The 17,752-nt window shown below is 69.2% G+C and carries 14 protein-coding genes and 3 pseudogenes; 8 read left to right on the top strand and 9 right to left on the bottom strand.

The annotated features are described in order from the left end of the window. Positions 1-5: 5 nt before the first annotated feature. The 3 genes and pseudogenes from MQE23_RS43265 to MQE23_RS43275 all read right to left on the bottom strand — a co-directional run. Positions 6-205: pseudogene (locus MQE23_RS43265) on the bottom strand (transposase); the annotation flags it as partial. 6 nt (positions 206-211) lie between these two features. Beyond that, a pseudogene (locus MQE23_RS43270) lies at positions 212-415 on the bottom strand (leucine zipper domain-containing protein); the annotation flags it as partial. After that, positions 412-1,935, bottom strand: a complete 1,524-nt coding sequence (locus MQE23_RS43275) for an MFS transporter (protein ID WP_243382381.1) — start codon at positions 1,933-1,935, stop codon at positions 412-414. The gene MQE23_RS43275 and the pseudogene MQE23_RS43270, both read right to left, overlap by 4 nt. 103 nt (positions 1,936-2,038) lie before the next feature. On the opposite strand from MQE23_RS43275, the gene MQE23_RS43280 reads away from it, so the two are divergent. Together MQE23_RS43280 and MQE23_RS43285 are read left to right on the top strand one after the other, a co-directional pair. Then, positions 2,039-2,935, top strand: a complete 897-nt coding sequence (locus MQE23_RS43280; protein WP_243382383.1) for a helix-turn-helix transcriptional regulator — start codon at positions 2,039-2,041, stop codon at positions 2,933-2,935. Between the two features lie 545 nt (positions 2,936-3,480). Continuing rightward, positions 3,481-3,843: a hypothetical protein gene (locus MQE23_RS43285; RefSeq protein WP_243382386.1), complete on the top strand. Its 363-nt coding sequence runs from the start codon at positions 3,481-3,483 to the stop codon at positions 3,841-3,843. On the opposite strand, the gene MQE23_RS43290 is transcribed toward MQE23_RS43285, so the two are convergent. The 3 genes from MQE23_RS43290 to MQE23_RS43300 form a co-directional block, all read right to left on the bottom strand. Next, entirely contained in the window at positions 3,801-4,145 is a 345-nt protein-coding gene (locus MQE23_RS43290) for a transposase (RefSeq protein ID WP_243382387.1), read from the bottom strand. The two genes, MQE23_RS43285 and MQE23_RS43290, sit on opposite strands and share 43 nt — an antisense overlap. A gap of 4 nt (positions 4,146-4,149) precedes the next feature. After that, complete coding sequence (locus MQE23_RS43295; RefSeq protein ID WP_020269281.1) at positions 4,150-4,653, bottom strand: hypothetical protein; 504 nt, start codon at positions 4,651-4,653, stop codon at positions 4,150-4,152. A gap of 603 nt (positions 4,654-5,256) precedes the next feature. After that, entirely contained in the window at positions 5,257-6,207 is a 951-nt protein-coding gene (locus MQE23_RS43300) for a LysR family transcriptional regulator (protein WP_243377792.1), read from the bottom strand. 89 nt (positions 6,208-6,296) lie between these two features. Here MQE23_RS43300 and MQE23_RS43305 point away from each other — a divergent pair, with 89 nt between their 5' ends. From MQE23_RS43305 to MQE23_RS43315, 3 genes are read left to right on the top strand one after another with little or no spacing between them, the layout of a single operon-like run. Then, positions 6,297-7,217 (top strand): zinc-binding dehydrogenase, encoded by a 921-nt coding sequence (locus tag MQE23_RS43305; protein ID WP_020269197.1) that lies wholly within the window; start codon positions 6,297-6,299, stop codon positions 7,215-7,217. Then, positions 7,214-8,206, top strand: a complete 993-nt coding sequence (locus MQE23_RS43310) for an alpha/beta fold hydrolase (RefSeq protein WP_243377791.1) — start codon at positions 7,214-7,216, stop codon at positions 8,204-8,206. Before MQE23_RS43305 ends, MQE23_RS43310 begins: the two co-directional genes overlap by 4 nt. Next, entirely contained in the window at positions 8,203-8,949 is a 747-nt protein-coding gene (locus MQE23_RS43315; protein ID WP_020269391.1) for a glucose 1-dehydrogenase, read from the top strand. Before MQE23_RS43310 ends, MQE23_RS43315 begins: the two co-directional genes overlap by 4 nt. Before the next feature lie 123 nt (positions 8,950-9,072). Here the strand turns inward: MQE23_RS43315 and MQE23_RS43320 are convergent. Both MQE23_RS43320 and MQE23_RS43325 read right to left on the bottom strand, forming a co-directional pair. Continuing rightward, a pseudogene (locus tag MQE23_RS43320) lies at positions 9,073-9,726 on the bottom strand (DUF3800 domain-containing protein); the annotation flags it as partial. A 397-nt stretch (positions 9,727-10,123) separates the two neighbouring features. Further along, positions 10,124-11,149, bottom strand: a complete 1,026-nt coding sequence (locus MQE23_RS43325; RefSeq protein ID WP_243377789.1) for a LacI family DNA-binding transcriptional regulator — start codon at positions 11,147-11,149, stop codon at positions 10,124-10,126. A gap of 182 nt (positions 11,150-11,331) precedes the next feature. On the opposite strand from MQE23_RS43325, the gene MQE23_RS43330 reads away from it, so the two are divergent. The 3 genes from MQE23_RS43330 (at position 11,332) to MQE23_RS43340 (ending at position 14,622) form a co-directional block, all read left to right on the top strand. Continuing rightward, a complete protein-coding gene (locus MQE23_RS43330) occupies positions 11,332-12,114 on the top strand; it encodes a TIM barrel protein (RefSeq protein WP_243382396.1) in 783 nt (260 codons plus the stop codon). Positions 12,115-12,164: 50 nt separating this feature from the next. Beyond that, positions 12,165-13,190: a Gfo/Idh/MocA family oxidoreductase gene (locus MQE23_RS43335; RefSeq protein WP_243377788.1), complete on the top strand. Its 1,026-nt coding sequence runs from the start codon at positions 12,165-12,167 to the stop codon at positions 13,188-13,190. Positions 13,191-13,689: 499 nt separating this feature from the next. After that, positions 13,690-14,622 (top strand): DUF4238 domain-containing protein, encoded by a 933-nt coding sequence (locus tag MQE23_RS43340; RefSeq protein ID WP_243377787.1) that lies wholly within the window; start codon positions 13,690-13,692, stop codon positions 14,620-14,622. A 58-nt stretch (positions 14,623-14,680) separates the two neighbouring features. Here MQE23_RS43340 and MQE23_RS43345 read toward each other — a convergent pair whose 3' ends face one another. Beyond that, a complete protein-coding gene (locus MQE23_RS43345) occupies positions 14,681-17,212 on the bottom strand; it encodes a DEAD/DEAH box helicase (RefSeq protein WP_243377786.1) in 2,532 nt (843 codons plus the stop codon). Positions 17,213-17,752: the final 540 nt, after the last annotated feature.

Below are 17,752 nucleotides of genomic sequence, written 5' to 3' on the forward strand. Positions count from 1 at the left end.
CGTCGGGGGGTCCAGGTGGCCGGGTCGCCGAAGACGAACTCGCCGCCGTGGTGGGGCGGACGGCCCCGAGTGCCTGGCTCGCGTGGCGGGACCGCCCGGCGCAGAACACGGTCCGAGCGCATCCGGCCCAGCTCCGGCACCGGCAGATCTGTCAGCAGGAAGGCCAGGCGGGCGCGTCGTATCCGGCGTCCACCACGATCAACACCATGTCGGGCGTCGTTGTCGACTGATGGTGTGGGGTTGAAGGCCGGTCGAGCCCGCTTGCGCCGTACCGCCGGTAGCGGTTCACCCACTTCGATGCACAGGATCGGGAGATGCCCATCTCGTCTGCGACGTGGGCGATCGGCCTTGTCCGGCATCGCTCAACGAGGCGTCGTTGGCCCTCGATACCGAGTGGGGAGTTGGCATCGGTCATCGAACGCTGTTTTCGACGTTGTCCCGGAACAGGGGCTCCGGATGGGCATCGTCGGTGCTGGTGAAGGCCCTCGGCAGGTGACTCAGGGCGAAGACCCCGAGTGCGGCGTGGAGAATGCCCGCGATGACGGCAGCGGCGTGCAGTCCGGTGACGAAGGCTGACTTCGCATCGCCGATCACCGCGGCCGTGAGGCCGGGGACCTGCAATGTCTCGTTGAGAGTACCGGCGAGGTCAGGTCCCTGGAGCCGGAAGATCAGGGCGGCCAGCGAGCCGAGGAGTGCGATGCCGAGGGCGTTGCCGATCTCGTTGCTGGTCTCGGCGATTGCTGCTGCGGACCCGGCGCGCTCTGCAGGAACCGCGGCGACGGCGGTGTCGGCGACAACGCTGAAGGAGATGCCGTAGCCGATACCAGCGATGACGGTGGACGCCACGTACCAACCGATACCGCCGGAGACGCTGGTGGGCACCAGCAGGAGCAGCCCTGCGACGATGAGGAAATGGCAGGTGATGAGCGCTGCCCGGGTGCCGATACGTGCGACCAGCGTCGGTGTGACGATGCAGGTGACGGTGAGCACGGCGGCGCCGGGGAGCGCGACGAGAGCCGCGTCCAAGACGGTCAGTCCGAGGACAGACTGGAGGTAGATGCCGCCGAGGTAGGCCACTGCCGACCATGCGGCCAGAGGCAGAAGCCCTGTGATGGCCGCGATCGTGAACACCCGGTCGCGGAAGAGGCGGAAGTCGATCAGCGGGTGTTCAAGGCGGAGCTGCCGCCGGACGAACCACCACAGGGTGACGACGCCGACGATCCCTGTGGCCATCGGAACCGCGGTCAGCCCCTCCGCGGCAGCTTGCTTGATCGCGTAGACAGTCAGCAGGATTCCCGCAGCGGAGAGAAGAACGCTCAGAGCGTCGATGCGGCCGGTCCGGGTGGCACGTACCTCGCGGAGCAGGACCGGGGCCAGAAGCAGGAACAGCACGACGACGGGGAGATTGATCAGGAAGACCGACCCCCACCAGAAGCTGTTCAGCAACTGTCCGCCGACGACCGGGCCGATCGCGAAGCCGGCGGCAAAGGTGGCTGCGAAGATACCGATCGCTTTCGCCCGCAGGCGTGGGTCGGTGAACAGTTCGCTGAGTACCGCCAGCGCTGACGGCAGCAGCGTGGCACCGGCCACGCCCATCAACGCCCGGAAGGCGATCAGCAGTTCCGGCCCAGGTGCGAACGCCGCTCCCGCCGAGCCGACACCGAACACCGCCGCGCCGGTCATCAGCAGCTTCAGCCGGCCGTACCGGTCGCCGATGTTCCCGAACGCGATGAGCAAGGACCCGACGGCGAATCCGTAGACATCCAGGATCCACAACGCCTGATCGGCAGTCGGCGACAGAGCCTCGGCGACCTTGGGCATGGCCAGGAACAGGACCGAACTGTCCATCGCGACCAGCAGTACCGGGCCGAGTATCACCAGCAGACCGAGCCACGCCCGCGTACCGGGTGAGTGAGAAACACGCTGTTGCTTCATGCCCTTGACGGTGCGGCGCCGTCCGCTCGGCAACCATCCCCGCGTCATGGGTACACCTCGCAGGGACACCCAGAATCGGAGCGTTCCGCCTACGCTCGAGGTCATGGAGTTGGAGAGCCTCGGGGCCTATCTCAAGAGCCGCCGTGACCGGGTCACGCCCGCCAAGGTGGGACTGCGCACCTACGGAACAGCCCGCCGCGTGCCGGGTCTGCGTCGCGAGGAGCTCGCCCAGCTCGCCGGCGTGAGCGCCGGCTACTACACGCGGCTGGAACAGGGCCAGGCAGGTACGGCCTCCCAACAGGTCCTGGACGCGCTCGCCGGCGTGCTCCAGCTCGATCCGGTCGAGACAGCCCACCTGCACAACCTCGCCCGTCAGCCCACCACTTCGCGCCTGGTCCGCCCCCGTCCGGAAAGGCCGCACCCACGAGTACTGGCACTCCTGGCCTCCCTCGGGGAGACCACACCGGCCGTCGTGCTCGGCCGCCGTGGCGACGTACTGGTCTGGAACCGCACCGGACATGCCCTCGTCGCGGAACACGTCGACTTCGACGCGCCCCACGATCTCGCGCGACGGCCGTCCATCCCCCGCATGTTCTTTCTCGACTCTCTCACCCGCGACCTGCACCGAAACTGGGATGAACTGGCCCGAGCTCATGTCGCCTACCTGCGGCTCACCGCGGGCAGGTATCCCAGCGACGCCCGGTTGGCTGAACTGATCGGCGAACTTTCCATGCGCAGCGGCGACTTCGCCAAGCTGTGGGCCAAAGGCGACGTGGCGGACTGCACCGTGGGCACGATGCGCCTGCGACACCCAACCGTCGGAGGGGTCGAGGTCGACTACCAGGTGTGGCTCCAGCCCGAGAGCCCCGACCACCGGCTTGAGGTCTACACACCCAAAGACACCGCCTCGGCCGACGCGCTGCGACTGTTGTCCAACCATGTCGCCGATCAGCCGGAACGAGTCGCCCTCTCCGAGGCGCCCCGGCATCTGGACAGGTAACTCCTGCCTGTCACCCCCATGGCAACGGTGGGTCTACGCCCCGGATGCGGCGTCAATAACGACCTGTTCCTCAACAGCTACGTGAGCTGGTTTTGAGTTCTGCCATCGCCACTTGAGTCGTGTTCCGTTTTTGTATCGCAGCACGGGCGGTGACGGGCTGGTGGTTTGCGCTCTGCTGTGAGGATGGGCGTCAGCAGGCTTGCGCCGCTGGTGTCAGAAGCCGTACCGCAATCGAACGTGATCCGTTGATGTTTGCTGGTCAGGCATGGTGTAGCTCGGAATGAGAGAGGCATCCGGCGTCTTGTTTCCGCTCCGTGAGCGAGGGGTGCGCGATGGCGTCGGTGCTGGGAATGCTGGAGGAGCGGGGGCCAGCGGCCCGTGTGCGGGTGGAAGGGCTACGGGAGGAAGTCGCCCGGTTGGCTGAGGTTGGAGGCCGCCGAGATCGAGCTGGACCGGCGGGTGATCGCGCGGGAAGAGCTGGTCGGGGCCCTAGAGCAGCCTCGGCTGCCGAGACCACCGCCGGGACCGAGGCCGAGGAGAAAGCGGTGCTGTCGCTCGCGCCGGTGCCGGGCTCGACGGTGCCGCCCTGGCGGGAAGGGCTGCCGGTGACGGTTCTGGCGCCGGACTATCAGTGCATTCTGGCCGTGCTGGAGCAGCAGCGATCCACGGGTCACGGACCGCTTCGGGCCAAGGAGATCGCGGTGGAGCTGGGCCTTGACGCGACGCCGGCGAAGGTCGAGGGACTGCGGTCGAAAGCCCGGCGCCTGGCGGAGCGCGGGTGGCTCCTCCTGGAGGCGGGGGGCGTTCAGTGCCGGCCGGCGGACCGTGGCCGTCTCGGACGCCGGCTCATCCGCGTGACCATCGACTACCGGATCATCGCCTCGCTGGTGGCGGGCAGGGTCTCGTAGTCCCGGGCCAGACGGCGGGAGTTCATCAGCCACGCGAACGTGCGCTCGGCCACCCAGCGCCTGGGCAGCACCACGAACCCTGCCATGTCGTCGGTGCGCTTGACGATCTCCAAGGTCAGGGCGAGTTTGTCCCGGCACCAGCCGACGAGGGAGCCGGTGTAGCCGCCGTCGGCCCACACGAGGGTGATGTCGCGGTGCAGACGGCGCAGCCGGATCAGCAGGCCCGCCGCGGCGTCCCGGTCGCCGATGTTCGCGGCGGTGACCGCGACGGCCAGGAGCAGGCCGAGGGTGTCGTGCAACAACCACTTACGTGTCGGGATGCTCCGGCAGGGCGAGCCAGTCCGACCAGGAGATCTCGCGGCCGAGGAAGCGCGGCTGCTCGAACGGCCAGTCGGCGGCGATCCACTGCGGCACCAGCGCATCGAGGGCCTGCTCGACCTTGCTGCCCACCAGCTCGTCCACCACCCACCAGGAGATCTCGCCGTCCGCGCCGGCCCTCTCCGGTGGGTCGATGTAGACACAGCCGAGCAGAGCTGTCTCCGCCGTGTCGAACAGCGCGTAGTTGAAGGACTGGTGTGCGGCGATCTCCTTCTCGTGCCGCAACAGGTCGGCCTGGTCGGCCTCGTAGGTCATGGTGGCCGCGGGCCAGCCCCAGGCCGGGCCGAAGATGGTCCACAGCCGCTCGCGCGAGCCCATCACAGCCGGATAGTCGAGCGGGGTGTCCGCCTCCCGGATCGGCCGCAGGTGATGACCACCGCCCGGCAGCGGTACCAGGACGGGGTGGACGAAGTCATCGGGAAGCCAGCTCATGGCGTCCGACCGTAACAGCGCGCGGCCGTCCGCTCCCTGGATTTTCCCCGCATACCGCCAGGCCCTGCTCTCATGCTGGGCAGGGCCCGCGATCACCCGATCGAGACTCCCGTTCGATCGACAGACTCCATGATCGGTATGGCAACGGCTTCTCAGTTCACATCAGGTCGTGGGGCACACAACGGGAGCCCCGCTGTGCGCCTCCACCGCGCCGACGCTCGACGCTGCAGGGCCGTCGAGACCGCAACCCAGAATGTAACGAGGGCTCCACGCCACCAGGCCCCTTGGACTCGGCGGTCGGCAGGCCGTCGTGGTGTTGGAAGAGACGCCCCGGCTGGGAGAAAGGCGAATCAGTCGGGCCGATGGGGTAGGCGCGGCCGCTTTTGTGGTAGTTGGTCTCACTGAGCACCCAGAAGTAGAGGTGGGACACCGGTGGAAGGTGTCTGGCAGTGCCGACGATACTGGCTCACTTGATCACGATGAGTCCGTCCTTACGAAGGTGTCGGCCCATCTCGGTGCCGATGTTCACCGGCCGTGGCAGCCTTGCCCGGATCGGGTCCGGTTCTGCTCTCGGTGGGGAGGGCACGTTTGGGGCAGTACTGCTCAGTGCTGCTTACTCCCGTTCCGGGGATGGTTCGTGGGTGGTTCGGGCAGCCAGTCGCCGGTCGGGTCGTACTCCAGCCATCGGCTTCGTCCTGCTTCCTCAGCGCAGGCGGCGGCGAGGCTGTTCAGCCCTGGGTGGCCGTTTCCGGTGCGCCACAGCAGTGACCAGGCGTATAGCGGCGTGGGATCGACCAGGGGGAGGGAGCGCAACCCGGGGACCTGCGGCAGTGGCACATCGGCAGGCATCAGCGAGAAGCGTCGCGGGTCTGCTGTCACCTCGGCGAGGAAGTGGGCGGGCCCCAGGTTGACGCTCGTGGCCGTGTTCTGGATGTCGAATCGGTCGGCGAACCGGTGGAGGAAGTCGAGCCGGTTCAGCGCGCTGGGTGCCCACAGCGTGCTGTCGCGTAGTTGGCCGGGCCGCAGAGCCGGTTCGGCTGCGAGCGGATGGTCCGCGCTCAGTACGGCGTCCACCGGTTCGAGGCGGACGAGGCGGTGTGCTAGGCCGTCGGGCAGCGGGGGGTGGACGCGGCCGAAGGCCGCGTCGATGTCGCCGTTCAGCAGTGCCGTTGTCACCGACGGCAGATCGCGCCCGTGCCCCAGCGCCAGTTCCCCGGCGCGTCCGGCGACTTGGGCCAGCGTCCGCATCGGCGCGTAGAGGTGCCCCCAGACGTCTACGTGCAGCGGACGTTCCTTGTCGATTGCCGCCGCGACTGCGGTGTCGGCGGCGGCCACGGTCTGCCGGGCTGGTGGGAGGAAGCGCTGTCCGGCTTCGGTGAGGCGTACGCCGTTGCCGCCGCGCTGGAACAGCTCGGTGCCGAGCAGGGATTCCAGTCGCGCGATCCTCTTGGACAGCGCCTGCTGGGAGATGCCGAGCGTCCCGGCTGCCCGCCCGAAGTGCAGTTCCTCGGCGGTGCGCACGAAGGCACGTACCTGCGCCACGTCGAGATCCATGGCTCCCACCATAGGTGACAACCAAATGTTGTCGGCTTTGCTCAGCTGTTGTTGGATCGCGGGGTGGCCCCGGGGGTTGCATCATTTCCATGCAAAGACTGATTCCCACGGGAGACGCGGCGCGCCCGGTCGCCTTCGCCGAGGTCCCCCAGCCCGTGCCGGAGCCCGGTGAGGCACTGATCAAAGTCGAGGCGTTCGCCCCGAACCGGGGCGAGACATTCCTTCTCGAACAGCCCCGGCCGGAGCTGCTGCCCGGCAAGGACATCGCAGGGCTCGTCGTACAGGCCGCAGCCGATGGCTCCGGCCCCGGCATCGGCACCCGCGTGGTCGGGCACCCGGCGCAGGGCGGCTGGGCCGAGTACGCCGCCGTGCCCACGCACTCGCTCACGGTGCTCCCGGACAGCATCGACAGCGCGAGAGCCGCTGCTCTGCCCCTGGCCGGGATCACTGCTCTGCGGCTGCTGCGTACGGCCGGTTCGCTGGCCGGCCGACGGGTACTGCTGACCGGCGCCTCAGGTGGCGTCGGCCACTACGTCACCGAGCTTGCGGTTGGGGCAGGAGCCGAGCTGACCGCGGTGACGTCCACGCCGGTGCGCGGCGAGCGGCTCGCGGAACTGGGTGCGAATGTGGTTCACGACGTCGCGGCGGCTCAAGGGCCGTTCGATGTCGTGCTGGAGTCCACGGGTGGGCCCGGCCTGGCACTCGCCCTGTCGAAGGTGCGCCCGGGTGGCCTGCTCGTCTGGTTCGGTCAGGCGAGCCGCACCCCGGTGTCCCTCGACTTCTTCCAACTCCTCGGCGGGCCCGAGCGGGTCACGATCCAGCACTTTCACTACGCCGGCGCCCCATACGGCTCCGATCTCTCAGCACTGGTGAGCCTCGTGGAACAGGGCCGGTTGCACCCGGAGATCGGCCGCACCACCGACTGGGCACAGACCGCCGACACCCTTGTGGACCTGCGAGAGCGCCGGATACGCGGCAAGGCCGTCCTGCTGACCGGAGGAGCACGATGAGCACCGCCGAATTCGCCGCCGCCCAGTGGACACGCGCCACCGGTGCAGGCGTGGACCCGCACGAGTACCAGCGCGTCACCGATGGCCTCACCTCCGTCGCCGACTGGGGGCCGGCCTTCCTGCGCACCGGACAGAGTTACCTCCAGCGCGCGGAGGACGCGGGATCGTCCCGCTCAGCGGGGGAGTACCTGCTGATGGCGGCCCGGTGGTTCCACCTGGCCACCCTGGCGCCGTACGCGGAAGCGCATCGTGCTGCCGTCGAGGCGGATCACGCCTTGAGTAGAGCTCTCACCGTGTTGGAGCCTGGTGCGCGGCGGGTGAGTGGTGAGGGATTCACCGGCTGGCTGCGTGGCCCCTCCAACGCGCCGGGGACCGTGGTTGTCGTCCCCGGCCTGGACTCGGCCAAGGAGGAGTTCCTCGATCTGGTGTCCGCGCTGCTGGCCAGAGGGCTGGCGGTGTTCGCGATGGACGGCCCCGGACAGGGCGTGCTCGCGGCCACCACGACCTTCGTGCCGGACTACGAGCGGGTCGTGGGCCGGGTCATCGACGCCCTCGGCGTCGCGCGCATCGGGCTTGTCGGCCTGAGCCTGGGCGGCTATTTCGCGGCCCGGACCGCGGCGCTTGAGCCGCGTGTGGCAGCCGTCGCCACCGTCAGCGGTCCCTTCCGCCTCGACTGGGAGGAACTGCCCCCGCCGGTACGGGACATCATGGCCCATCGCGCCGGAGGAGCCGACGCCGCCCACGAGTTCGTACGTCACGTGGACCTCGCCGCCCTGGCCCCCCGCATCGCGGCTCCGCTGCTGGTCGTGGACGGCGACCAGGACGTCATCCCCGGCGTGACGAACGGCGAGCCCCTGGCCCGTCTGGCGCCGCACGGCACCTGCCTGTCCGTCCCGCACGGCGACCACCTCCTTGGTAACGCGCGGCCCGACTGGCTGCCCCACCTCAGCGACCACCTCACGCACACCCTGACGGGAACATCAGCATGAACCGCTTCTTCGGCAAGACCATCCTCATCACCGGCGGCACCAGCGGCATGGGTCTGGCGACCGCACACCGCCTTGTCGCCGAAGGCGCCCACGTCATCGTCACCGGCCGCACCCGCGCACGGGTGGACTCCGCAGTCAAGGAGCTCGGCTCCAACGCCTCGGGGATCGTGGCCGACGCCGCCGACCTCGGCGCGGTGGAAGCGCTGATGGAGACCGTCCGGGACCGTCACGGCCAGTTGGACGGCCTCTTCGCGAACGCGGGCACCGGCACATTCCTGCCGTTCGAGAACATCACCGAGCCGGACTTCGACCACGGTATCGACGTCAACTTCAAGGGCGTGTTCTTCACCGTCCAAAAGGCACTGCCGCTACTGGCGGACGGAGGCTCGATCGTCATCAACGCCTCCTGGACCCTCCACCGGGGCAACAGCGTCCTGACCCTCTACTCGGCGGCCAAGGCCGCCGTGCACAACCTGGCCCGAACCCTGGCTGCCTCACTCGCCCCGCGCGGCATCCGCGTCAACTCCGTCAGCCCCGGCTATATCGACACCCCGATGTATCCCGCCGACGCACTGAGCGAAGCGGAGGCAGCGGCGGTCACCGGCCAGATTGTCGCCGGCCGCTTCGGACGCCCGGAAGAGGTCGCTGCGGCTGTCGCGTTCCTCGCCTCGTCCGACGCGTCCTACATCAACGGCCAGGATCTCGTCATCGACGGCGGCCTGGTCGGTGCCGTACCCGCCTGATGATCGGCCGCGCACACTCGCAGCCAGCCAGCTTCTGCGGGGGCTGCTGCGCTGCCGACCGCCCTCCAGCCTTCGTCCTCGACCGTGGGAAAGGCAGCCGCAGAGTGTGGGAGACGATCTCCATCAGCACCTGCGTAGGACCAGGTCAGCGACTTTCGTCGGTGCATTGAGGCCGATGAGAGGATCTCGCGGGACCAGCGCGAGACCAGATCCTCCAATGCGTCCGCAGGCGTTGCGCCGGGCAAGCGGCTTGAGCAGCTCGATGAGCTCCAGGCCGTTGCGCAGACCGGCGACGGCGGCGGTGGTCGCGGCAGTCACGAGGTCGGCGAGCTGCAGGTGCGGGACGTGATCGGACGGGGCGGTCACGATGGGCATCACCACACGGTCCGGCTTCACGTAGGTGGTACCGACCGTGGTGAGGTCCAGCGCCTCCGTCAGCCACTTCGTCTGGTCTTTCCTGCCACCGCCAGGTTCGTCGGCGATGACGACCCCACGCTCGTTCGTGGTCTGCAGCTCCCTCTCGATGCGCTCGTACAGGTAGCCCAGGATCGCGTTGGCCGCGTACTCCTTGTCCCAGTCCGCACAGCCACGGTCCCAGATCACCACGGCCGTACGGACGCCGCACTGCCCGGCGATCTCCAGCATCCGGCGGCGCGCGCCCTTCACCACTTCGCCGCCGGCGTTGTCCAGCCAGCTCCCCTTGGACGGCTTCCACTTAAACTCCTCGCCGCCTGGCATTCCGACCTCGGTCCGGAGCTGGTCGATTCGCGCGGCTGTACTGCGCCACCTGGTCCTCCGGGAACATGACTAGCGCCCACCGAGACGAGCTCGCCGAGGTGCTCCCGGCGAGGGCGCCGCTGCCCGCTGTCATCGATGAAGATCAGCCGCACTCGTTGTCTCCCGTCCTCGGCCCAGCCACATCAGCCTGCGCCGCCCCCTCAGCGCGCAATCGGCTCAGGAGCGTACGACGGGACCTGCCGGAAGACAGCGGCGGGAGTTCAGCGAGCTGTTTGCGGCCTCGATGAGCAACCGGACGAGTGGCGTGTGCCCGAGGGGCAGCCGTTCCTGATCAGGCCGGTCGGCATGTACGACGTCGAGTCGAACCGGTACTTTCTCGGTGTGATCGGCGTCGTCGCCGTGGAACACACAGGCCGCGCACGCCCGGGATCTGCCTTCAGGGGGGCGGGGCGGACGTTCCCCGGACGACGAGACGGGGGGTGATGACTTGTTCCCCGGCGGGGATCTCCGCACCCTCCAGGCGTGCGACGGCCCGGCCGACGGCGAGCCCGGCGAGGCGTGCGACGTCCTGTCCGACGGTGGTGAGGTCGATGTGGGCCAGGCGGGCCAGATGGCTGTCGTCGAACCCGACGACGGAGATGTCGCCGGGGACCGCGACGCCGGAGCGGAGGAAGAGGTCGAGTACGCCGGTCGCGCAGCGGTCGTTGAAGGCCAGTACGGCGGTGGGGCGCGGGCGGGTGGCCGACAGGGTTCGGGCGGCCTCGGCGCCTTCCTCCTCAGTGAGACCGCCGGGGAGAATGCGGATGAGTTCGCCCAGGCCGTGGCGGTTCATGGCGGTGCGGTAGCCGCGGCGCCGGTCGGCTGCGCCCGGTGCCCGGCCGCCGTCGATGTGGGCGATGTCGCGGTGGCCCAGAGCGACGAGGTGGTCCACCGCCTGGCCGGCTCCCTCGTCGTCGGCGGTCCGTACGACCTCCAGGCCCGGGACGGACGGCCGCAGCCGGCGGGCCACGGAGACGACCGGCAGTTGCCCGGCGAGTTCCGCCAGCCGCGCGGCGGGGGCCTGCGGGCCGAGCAGGATCAGCGCCTCGCAGCGGTCGTCGAGCAGCGTCTCGACGGCGCGCTGCTCGCCGCGCCCGGCGGCCACGGCACTCAGCGCGATCTGGTACCCGGCCGGTTCGGCCGCCGCGTAGATGCCCTCCACCAGGTCGGAGTGGAACGGATGCTGGAGGCCGAACTGCACCCCGAGCAGATGGGAGCGGTGGCTGCGGAGCAGCCGGGCCCGGGCGTCGGGTCGGTAACCGATCTCCCGCGCGGCCTGAAGGACGCGCTCGCGGGTGGCCTGGCCGGCCCCTTTCGCTCCACGCATCACGATGGAGACCAGCGCTGTGGACACCCCTGCCCGCGACGCCACGTCGGCGAGCGTCGGTCGCTTTCCGTTGGGGACCGCTGGGGTCGCCGGCAACCCGTCCTCCCTGGTCGGGGTCGTCTCCTGCAGAGTCGACTATAGAACGTTCTAGCTTTCACACGCCACCGGAGCCTTGACAGGGGAGGGCGACAGCTGTCGTACTGCTGCTCCACGGAGTTCTAGAACGTTCTAGTTCCTTGAACGTTCTAGCCCGAAGTCGCGGAGAGAGGTACGTGGCGATGTACACACTGGCGGCCTGCGCCGAGATGGTCTTCCTGGAACTGCCGATCGACGAGCGGGCACGGCGCATCCACGACGCCGGTTTCCAGGTCGAGATCTGGGACTGGACCCGGCACGACCTTGCCGCTCTGGCCCGGACCCCGGCCAACTTCTCCTCCATGACCGGCTACATCCGCGGCAGTCTGACCGACGAGGAGGGCGCGGCCGAACTCCTGAGCACCGCCGAGGAGTCACTCAAGGCGGCCGAGCAACTGGGCTGCCCTCGCCTGAACCTGCACGGCACCGGACTGGACGGCCAGGGCCTGCCGGTGGTGCCGGTGACCGGTGAGGTCACCGGTGAGATGTGGATCGCCGCCCACCGCACGCTCACCCGCCTCGCCGAGCTGGGCGAGAGCGCCGGGGTCGTCTTCACCCTGGAGAACCTCAACACCGCCGTCGACCACCCCGGGGTGCCGTTCGCGACGGCCGCCGACACCCTGGCCCTGGTCGCGGCCGTGGACCGGCCCGGGCTGCGGATGAATCTGGACCTCTACCACGCCCAGATCGGCGAGGGGAATCTGATCGAGCTGGTCCGCAGGGCCCATGCCCTGGGCCTGATCGGCGAGATCCAGGTGGCCGACGTCCCCGGCCGCCGCGAACCCGGAACCGGGGAGATCAACTACCCCGCCGTCGCCCGCGCCCTGGTGGGCCTCGGCTACGAGGGCACGGTGGCGATGGAGGCGTGGGCCTCCGGCGACAGCGAGCTCGCTCTGGAGCGCTTCCGCTCCGCCTTCACCGTCTGACTGTCTCCACTGCCTGTACCTACCCTGACGACGACGTACGGAGCACCCGCATGACCACCCAGCAGCCTCTCGCCGTCGGCCTCCTCGGCGCCGGACGGATGGGTTCGTTCCACGCCGAGACCCTCGCCCACCGCCTCCCGGGCGTCCGGCTCGTCGCCATCGCCGACCCCACCCCGGGCGCCGCGCGGAGCCTGGGCGACCGGCTCGGCTGCGCCACCGCCTACACGGACATCGGTGAACTGCTCGCCGACCCGCACATCGACGCGGTGGTGATCGCCACCCCGGCCCGTACCCACGCCGACCTGGTCGAGGCGGCCGCCAAGGCGGGCAAGGCGGTCTACTGCGAGAAGCCGATGGCGATCACCCTCGCCGAGGCCGACCGCGCCATCGCGGCCGCCGCGGATGCGGGCGTGCCCCTCCAGGTGGGCTTCAACCGCCGCTACGACGCGGGCTTCAGGGCCGCCCACGAGAAGATCGCCGCCGGCGCCATCGGCACACCGCAACTGTTGCGCTCGCTCACCCGCGACCCCGCTCTGGCCGACCCGGCCCGCATACCGCCGTGGACGATCTTCCTGGAGACCCTCATCCATGACTTCGACGTCCTGCGCCACCTCAATCCCGGTGCCGAACCCGTCGAGGTCTTCGCCATGGCGGACGCCCTGATCCGCCCCGACTTCAAGGACCGCGGCCTGCTCGACACCGCCGTCGTCACCGTCCGCTTCGACAACGGCGCCCTCGCCACCGCCGAGGCCAGCTTCCAGGCCGTCTACGGCTACGACGTACGCGCCGAGGTCCTCGGCTCGGCCGGGATGCTCACCATGGGCGACGTCCGCCGCACCCACCTGACCGCATACGGCCCGGACGGCGTCGCCGCCGAGTGCGTCACCTACGACCAGCACCTCTTCCACGACGCCTATGTGGCCGAACTCGCCGACTTCACCGACAGCGTCCGCACCGAGCGCCCCCCCTCCGCCACCGGCGAGGACGCACGCGCTGCCCTGGCCATCGCCCTCGCCGCCGTCCAGTCCGTCACCACCGGCGGTCCCGTCCGCGTCGACAAGCTCCAAGACCTGTGAAGCACGGGTCTTCGGCCGCAGCGCGGACCCCGGCGCCGTGTGACAAGTACGGGTGACGGCCAGGCCAGTCCAACATGCGACACCCCCGCTGCTCGAGTGCGGCGGGGGTGTCGGTGACTAGTAGACGTCTGAAGAGGGATGAACCGACGGACAGGGCAACGACGGAGGCGATCAGTCCACCGACACCGACGGGTGCGGCGATCTGTGCGAGTGGCCAGCCGCCCTTCATGGTCCTGACTTGGCCATGGACAACGCACAATGGCAAACCCTCTCCATAACTTCGGCTCCGCGGCCCACCCAGCGGGCAAGTCAGGGCTTTCCACGGCCACGGTGAGCATCGGCTCGGGCAAGGACCAGGTCATGCGGCTATGCCTTCCACGCAGCCCGGAGAAACTCCGTCGTTGCTGACCGCCGGGCCGCTTACGCTGGGCGACGTGTCCGCACCGAAACATCACCACTACGTGCCTCAGAGCCACCTGGCACGATTCGGGCGAGCGACATGGTCAGGGTGAGGCGCCGGTGCCCGCCGAAGACGCACCTCGCCAACGTCAAGAACGTCGCTGCCGAGACCGGCTTCTACACGATCACGGACGACAACGGCATGCCCTCCACGGCCATCGAGCACGAGCTCAGCGGCCTGGAAGGGAGAGGTCTTGCCGCCCTGCGCCGAATAGACGAGACGGGAATGCCTCCGGACGTCGGCACCGACGACCGCGAGCTGCCGTGCCTCTACCTGGCCGTGCAGATGGCCAGGACACCGCGCAAGCGCACGGGTCCGCTCTTCGAGCGGAACGTCACCGCATACGCGAACGGCCGGGAGGTCGACCTGGCGCTGATGACCGAGTACCTCACGCGCAAGCATCTCGGTCACCCGCCACGGGAAGCCGAAGCCCAGGGTGCCTGGGACTACTACCACGGCATGCGGGCGATGAACGGGGGCAACGACCCCACCCACGACGAAGCGGTCGCCGTGACGCTCAGCTCGGTCCGGGTGCGCATCCCGCAGTACCGTGCCCGGCACTGGCGGCTCGAGACCTGCCGCAAGCCGATCTTCCTCACCTCCGACGCGCCCCTGGTGCTCTGGCGCCCGGAAACTCCGGAGGACGCCCACCAAGGGTTCGGCCTGGAGGGTGCTCACGAGATCAGGTTCCCGGTCAGCCCCACGGCTCAGCTCGTGCTCGTCCCCGGGCACGGCACATCCGCGGAAGAGGTCAGGCTCAGCCGAGTGAACAGCTGCAACCAGGACCTCGCGGACACCTGCGAGCAGGCCGTCATCGGGCACCCGGACCGGCCCGCCGCGCTCGACAGAGTCCAGCTGAGCAAGCGCGGGCCCACACTGCGCTTCAACTCGGGCCCCGGCTTGCAGGAGAACCCGGACGGCACGCTAGAGCCCATGGGCGACATCTTGCACATGTACACGACCCGCCGGTGAGACCACACAGCTGTGGGCCGGGCAGAAGTCCCGCCCGACCCACAGCTACGCCTGTGCGCTACGACCAGCGCATCCCGATCGCGGACAGCTGCTCCACCCGCTCCGGCGACAGCGTCGCGGCCCTGCTCCGCTGATTCCCGACCCATGCCCCAAGCCGGAGCTCCCGCTCCTCCTGGTCCTCGCCGCTGTCGCCGTCTCCGTCGCCGCCCCCGATGACGATCCGCTCGACATGCTGCCTGGGTACTCGAAGGTGCCCCTCGCGCTCGTAGAACTGCTTGGCGGCGGTGTAGTTGAGGGCCCATTTGCTGGCTTGTGTACGGCGCGGTTTGGGTTTCTCGTGCTCGGTGGCGGGTGTGATTCCGAGGATGTGTTCGCACATCCACTGCTGCACGGTGGTGAGCTTGTCGAAGCCGAGCCGCTGCGCCCGGACCCATCGTCCGAGGTCTTCGCCCTGGTGCACGACCTTGCCGGGTTCGGTGGGCAGTTTGCCGGCTTCGAGGTGCTGTCGGGTGAGGTGGAAGGCGCGTTGCCATTCCACGGGCCAGGTGGGGCACCAGGACGGGTAGATGTCCTCCAGCTGCTCGCGCCGCTCCTGCGACATTGCGCCGGCTGACGATCCGACGGGCAGGCCTTTGGCTCGCCGTTGCTCGATCTCGGCGGCCTTCCGGGCGGCGGCCCGCGCGTTCTTGAGAAAGATCCCCACTTTCGCCCCCTGGAACGTGGCGTCCAGCGGGGCCAGGAGGTGTCCGTGTTCGGCGGCCCACCCGCGTGCCGCGGCGAGGCCTTCTTCCCAGGCGACGTCGTAGTGCGACCAGATCATGCCGAGCTTCTCCAGCTGCTCGATGCGGTCCTCGTCCAGCGCCCCGCGGGCGTAGAAGCGGCGAGCGTCGGCGATCCATTGCCCCAGTGGGAAATTGGCCAGCGACGCCGGCCACCCCTCATCCTGAGCCTCCTCACCCTCCGGCACGCGGTACGTGAAGGGGACCTTGAAGTCGCCGTGTTCGCGGGTGTAGATGACGGCGGCCTCCACGCCCCGGCGCCAGTGCTCGTGCTCGGGGTTGAGGACCCGTAGGTTGATGAACACCGCCAGCTGCGCGGGGTCGCGCGGCGTGGAGAACTTCAGCAACTGGCGGGCGGGCGCCGACGGGCCGCCGGACCCGTTGCCCTCGCCCCGGCTCTCCTGGCCCCCGCTGCGGCTCTGTACGCCCCTGACACGGCTTGGCGCCTGCTGCTCGGCGAGCTGCTCCACCACCCGGGCATCGTGCGCCCTGAGCGCCTCCAGCAGCTTCGCCAACCCGCCGAACGCCCGGGAGGTGAGCATGTTGTCCGCCGTCTCGCCCTGCCCCAGCAGCACCGGCACCACGAGGGAGGCGACCTTGCCCTCACCGGGTTGCATGCGTAGCGCGCGGCCGACGGCTTGGACGAGGTCGGGCATGGAGCCGCGCACGTCGGCCCAGTAGACGGAGTCGCAGTTCTTGGTGTCGACTCCCTCTCCGAGGACCTTCACCGAGCTCAGGAAGCCCTTCTCCACGATCGTGCCGTCCGTGGCGATCCCGGACGCGAACTCCCCGAGAACCCGCCGCCGGTGGTTGGGCTTGTGGTCGCCGCACAGCCAGTCCGCCCAGATGGTGGCCGGGTACAGCTCCGGGTCCGCGTCGTGCAGCTGTGCGGCGATGTGGGGGAGGCCGGCCGCGAAAGCCTCGGCTTCCTTGACCACGTGATGGAAGGTGAGCGTGCGGCGGAAGCCTTCCTCCGAGGCCGCCTTGATCAGCGCCGTCTGGAGCGCGGCGAGCCGGGCCCCGCGCACCTGGTCCGACCGCCCCTCGGCACCGAGCAGCATGGCGGCCTGGAGCTGGGTGTCGGTGACGTCCACACACACCACCTGATACGGCGCACAGATCCCCCGGTCGATCGCGTCCGAGAGGGTCAGGGTGTAGCAGCGCGCCCCGAACGGCCCGTTGGGGTCGTCCTCCATGCTCGCCACCAGCTCGCCCGGCGCGCCCTGCTCGGAGTCCTCGTCCAGCTGCCACAGCCGGGGCGTGGCTGTCATGTACAGCCGACGCAGGGCCGGGATCCGGGTGTTGTCGTGAACCACCGCCCACGGCTTCCCGATCCGGCCGGAACAGCGGTGGGCTTCGTCCACGATGATCAGGTCCCAACCAGGAAGGCCGGCCTCGTGCGCGCGCTCCAGCGTGCCAAGCCCCAGGCTGGCGTACGTGGCGAACACGGTCACCTTGTCGAACGGCCGCACCCAAGAGACCAGCTCGTCCACGTCCGTGGTGTTGGGGAAGGACACCTGCTCCCCGCGCAGGGACGACACCCCGATCATCGTGCCCGTACGCCCGCCCGCGCGCCAGGAGGCCTCAGTCTGGGCGAGCAGATCCAACGAGGGCACGAGCACCAGGACCCGGCCCGCGCGGAGCTCCTCAGCGCTCCGGGTGGCCACGAGACTCTTGCCGGATCCGGTCGCCATGATCACCTGAGTCCGGAGACCACCCTCCGGCACAAGAGATCTTGCAGGCAATTCGAGGGCGCGTAGTACCGCGCCCACGGCTTCTCGCTGGTGGGGGCGGAGTTCCATTGCTGCCATTCCGATCTGCCTTCTCCAGTAGGCCGGTGGGTGTCATGACGCGACAGGAAACGGGAAACCTGCACGTAGACGGTGCACGATCGGCTACGGTGATGCCACCTCGACCGGGTTAACGGGACCGATCACGCGAGAGGAAAAGTGATCCCCAAATCTCACAGCCCCTCAGGGGCGCCTCTGTCTGACTCCAGAGTCTATCTCACGCTTCAAAATGAAGCAGTAGCAGCCGAGTAAATCCCCCGAACGTGGCGCGATCCTCTTAGTCTGCCCGTATCGACACCAGAAAGCAGTCTGATGGGAGGTCACTCGATCGCGATTCCAACCCTCGCCCCAGCCCAGCACTTCCACGCCTGAATGACTCCCCGTCACCTCCTTCCTTCTCCCTCGATTCGGTCCGCACCCGGCCTCCCCACCGCCTGCTGCTGCCGCTTTTCCGCGCGGAGCGCGGGGGTTCGGGGCTGGAGCGCAGCGGAAGCCCTGCGCCGGGCGTGAGCCCGGCCGGCCGCAACGCGGCCAAGGCCTGCGAAGCGCAGCGAGCAGGCC

Origin of the sequence: Streptomyces sp. HP-A2021 (assembly GCF_022807935.1) — a bacterium.
GTDB classification, from domain to species: Bacteria; Actinomycetota; Actinomycetes; order Streptomycetales; family Streptomycetaceae; genus Streptomyces; species Streptomyces afghaniensis.

Bases quoted from the DNA above. Each gene is read 5' to 3' on its own strand.
- MQE23_RS43305 (WP_020269197.1), top strand. From the start codon at position 6,297: ATGCAAAGACTGATTCCCACGGGAGACGCGGCGCGCCCGGTCGCCTTC.
- MQE23_RS43295 (WP_020269281.1), bottom strand. From the start codon at position 4,653: ATGAGCTGGCTTCCCGATGACTTCGTCCACCCCGTCCTGGTACCGCTG.
- MQE23_RS43275 (WP_243382381.1), bottom strand. From the start codon at position 1,935: ATGAAGCAACAGCGTGTTTCTCACTCACCCGGTACGCGGGCGTGGCTC.
- MQE23_RS43330 (WP_243382396.1), top strand. From the start codon at position 11,332: ATGTACACACTGGCGGCCTGCGCCGAGATGGTCTTCCTGGAACTGCCG.
- MQE23_RS43315 (WP_020269391.1), top strand. From the start codon at position 8,203: ATGAACCGCTTCTTCGGCAAGACCATCCTCATCACCGGCGGCACCAGC.
- MQE23_RS43345 (WP_243377786.1), bottom strand. From the start codon at position 17,212: ATGGCAGCAATGGAACTCCGCCCCCACCAGCGAGAAGCCGTGGGCGCG.
- MQE23_RS43300 (WP_243377792.1), bottom strand. From the start codon at position 6,207: ATGGATCTCGACGTGGCGCAGGTACGTGCCTTCGTGCGCACCGCCGAG.
- MQE23_RS43340 (WP_243377787.1), top strand. From the start codon at position 13,690: ATGGTCAGGGTGAGGCGCCGGTGCCCGCCGAAGACGCACCTCGCCAAC.
- MQE23_RS43280 (WP_243382383.1), top strand. From the start codon at position 2,039: ATGGAGTTGGAGAGCCTCGGGGCCTATCTCAAGAGCCGCCGTGACCGG.
- MQE23_RS43335 (WP_243377788.1), top strand. From the start codon at position 12,165: ATGACCACCCAGCAGCCTCTCGCCGTCGGCCTCCTCGGCGCCGGACGG.
- MQE23_RS43310 (WP_243377791.1), top strand. From the start codon at position 7,214: ATGAGCACCGCCGAATTCGCCGCCGCCCAGTGGACACGCGCCACCGGT.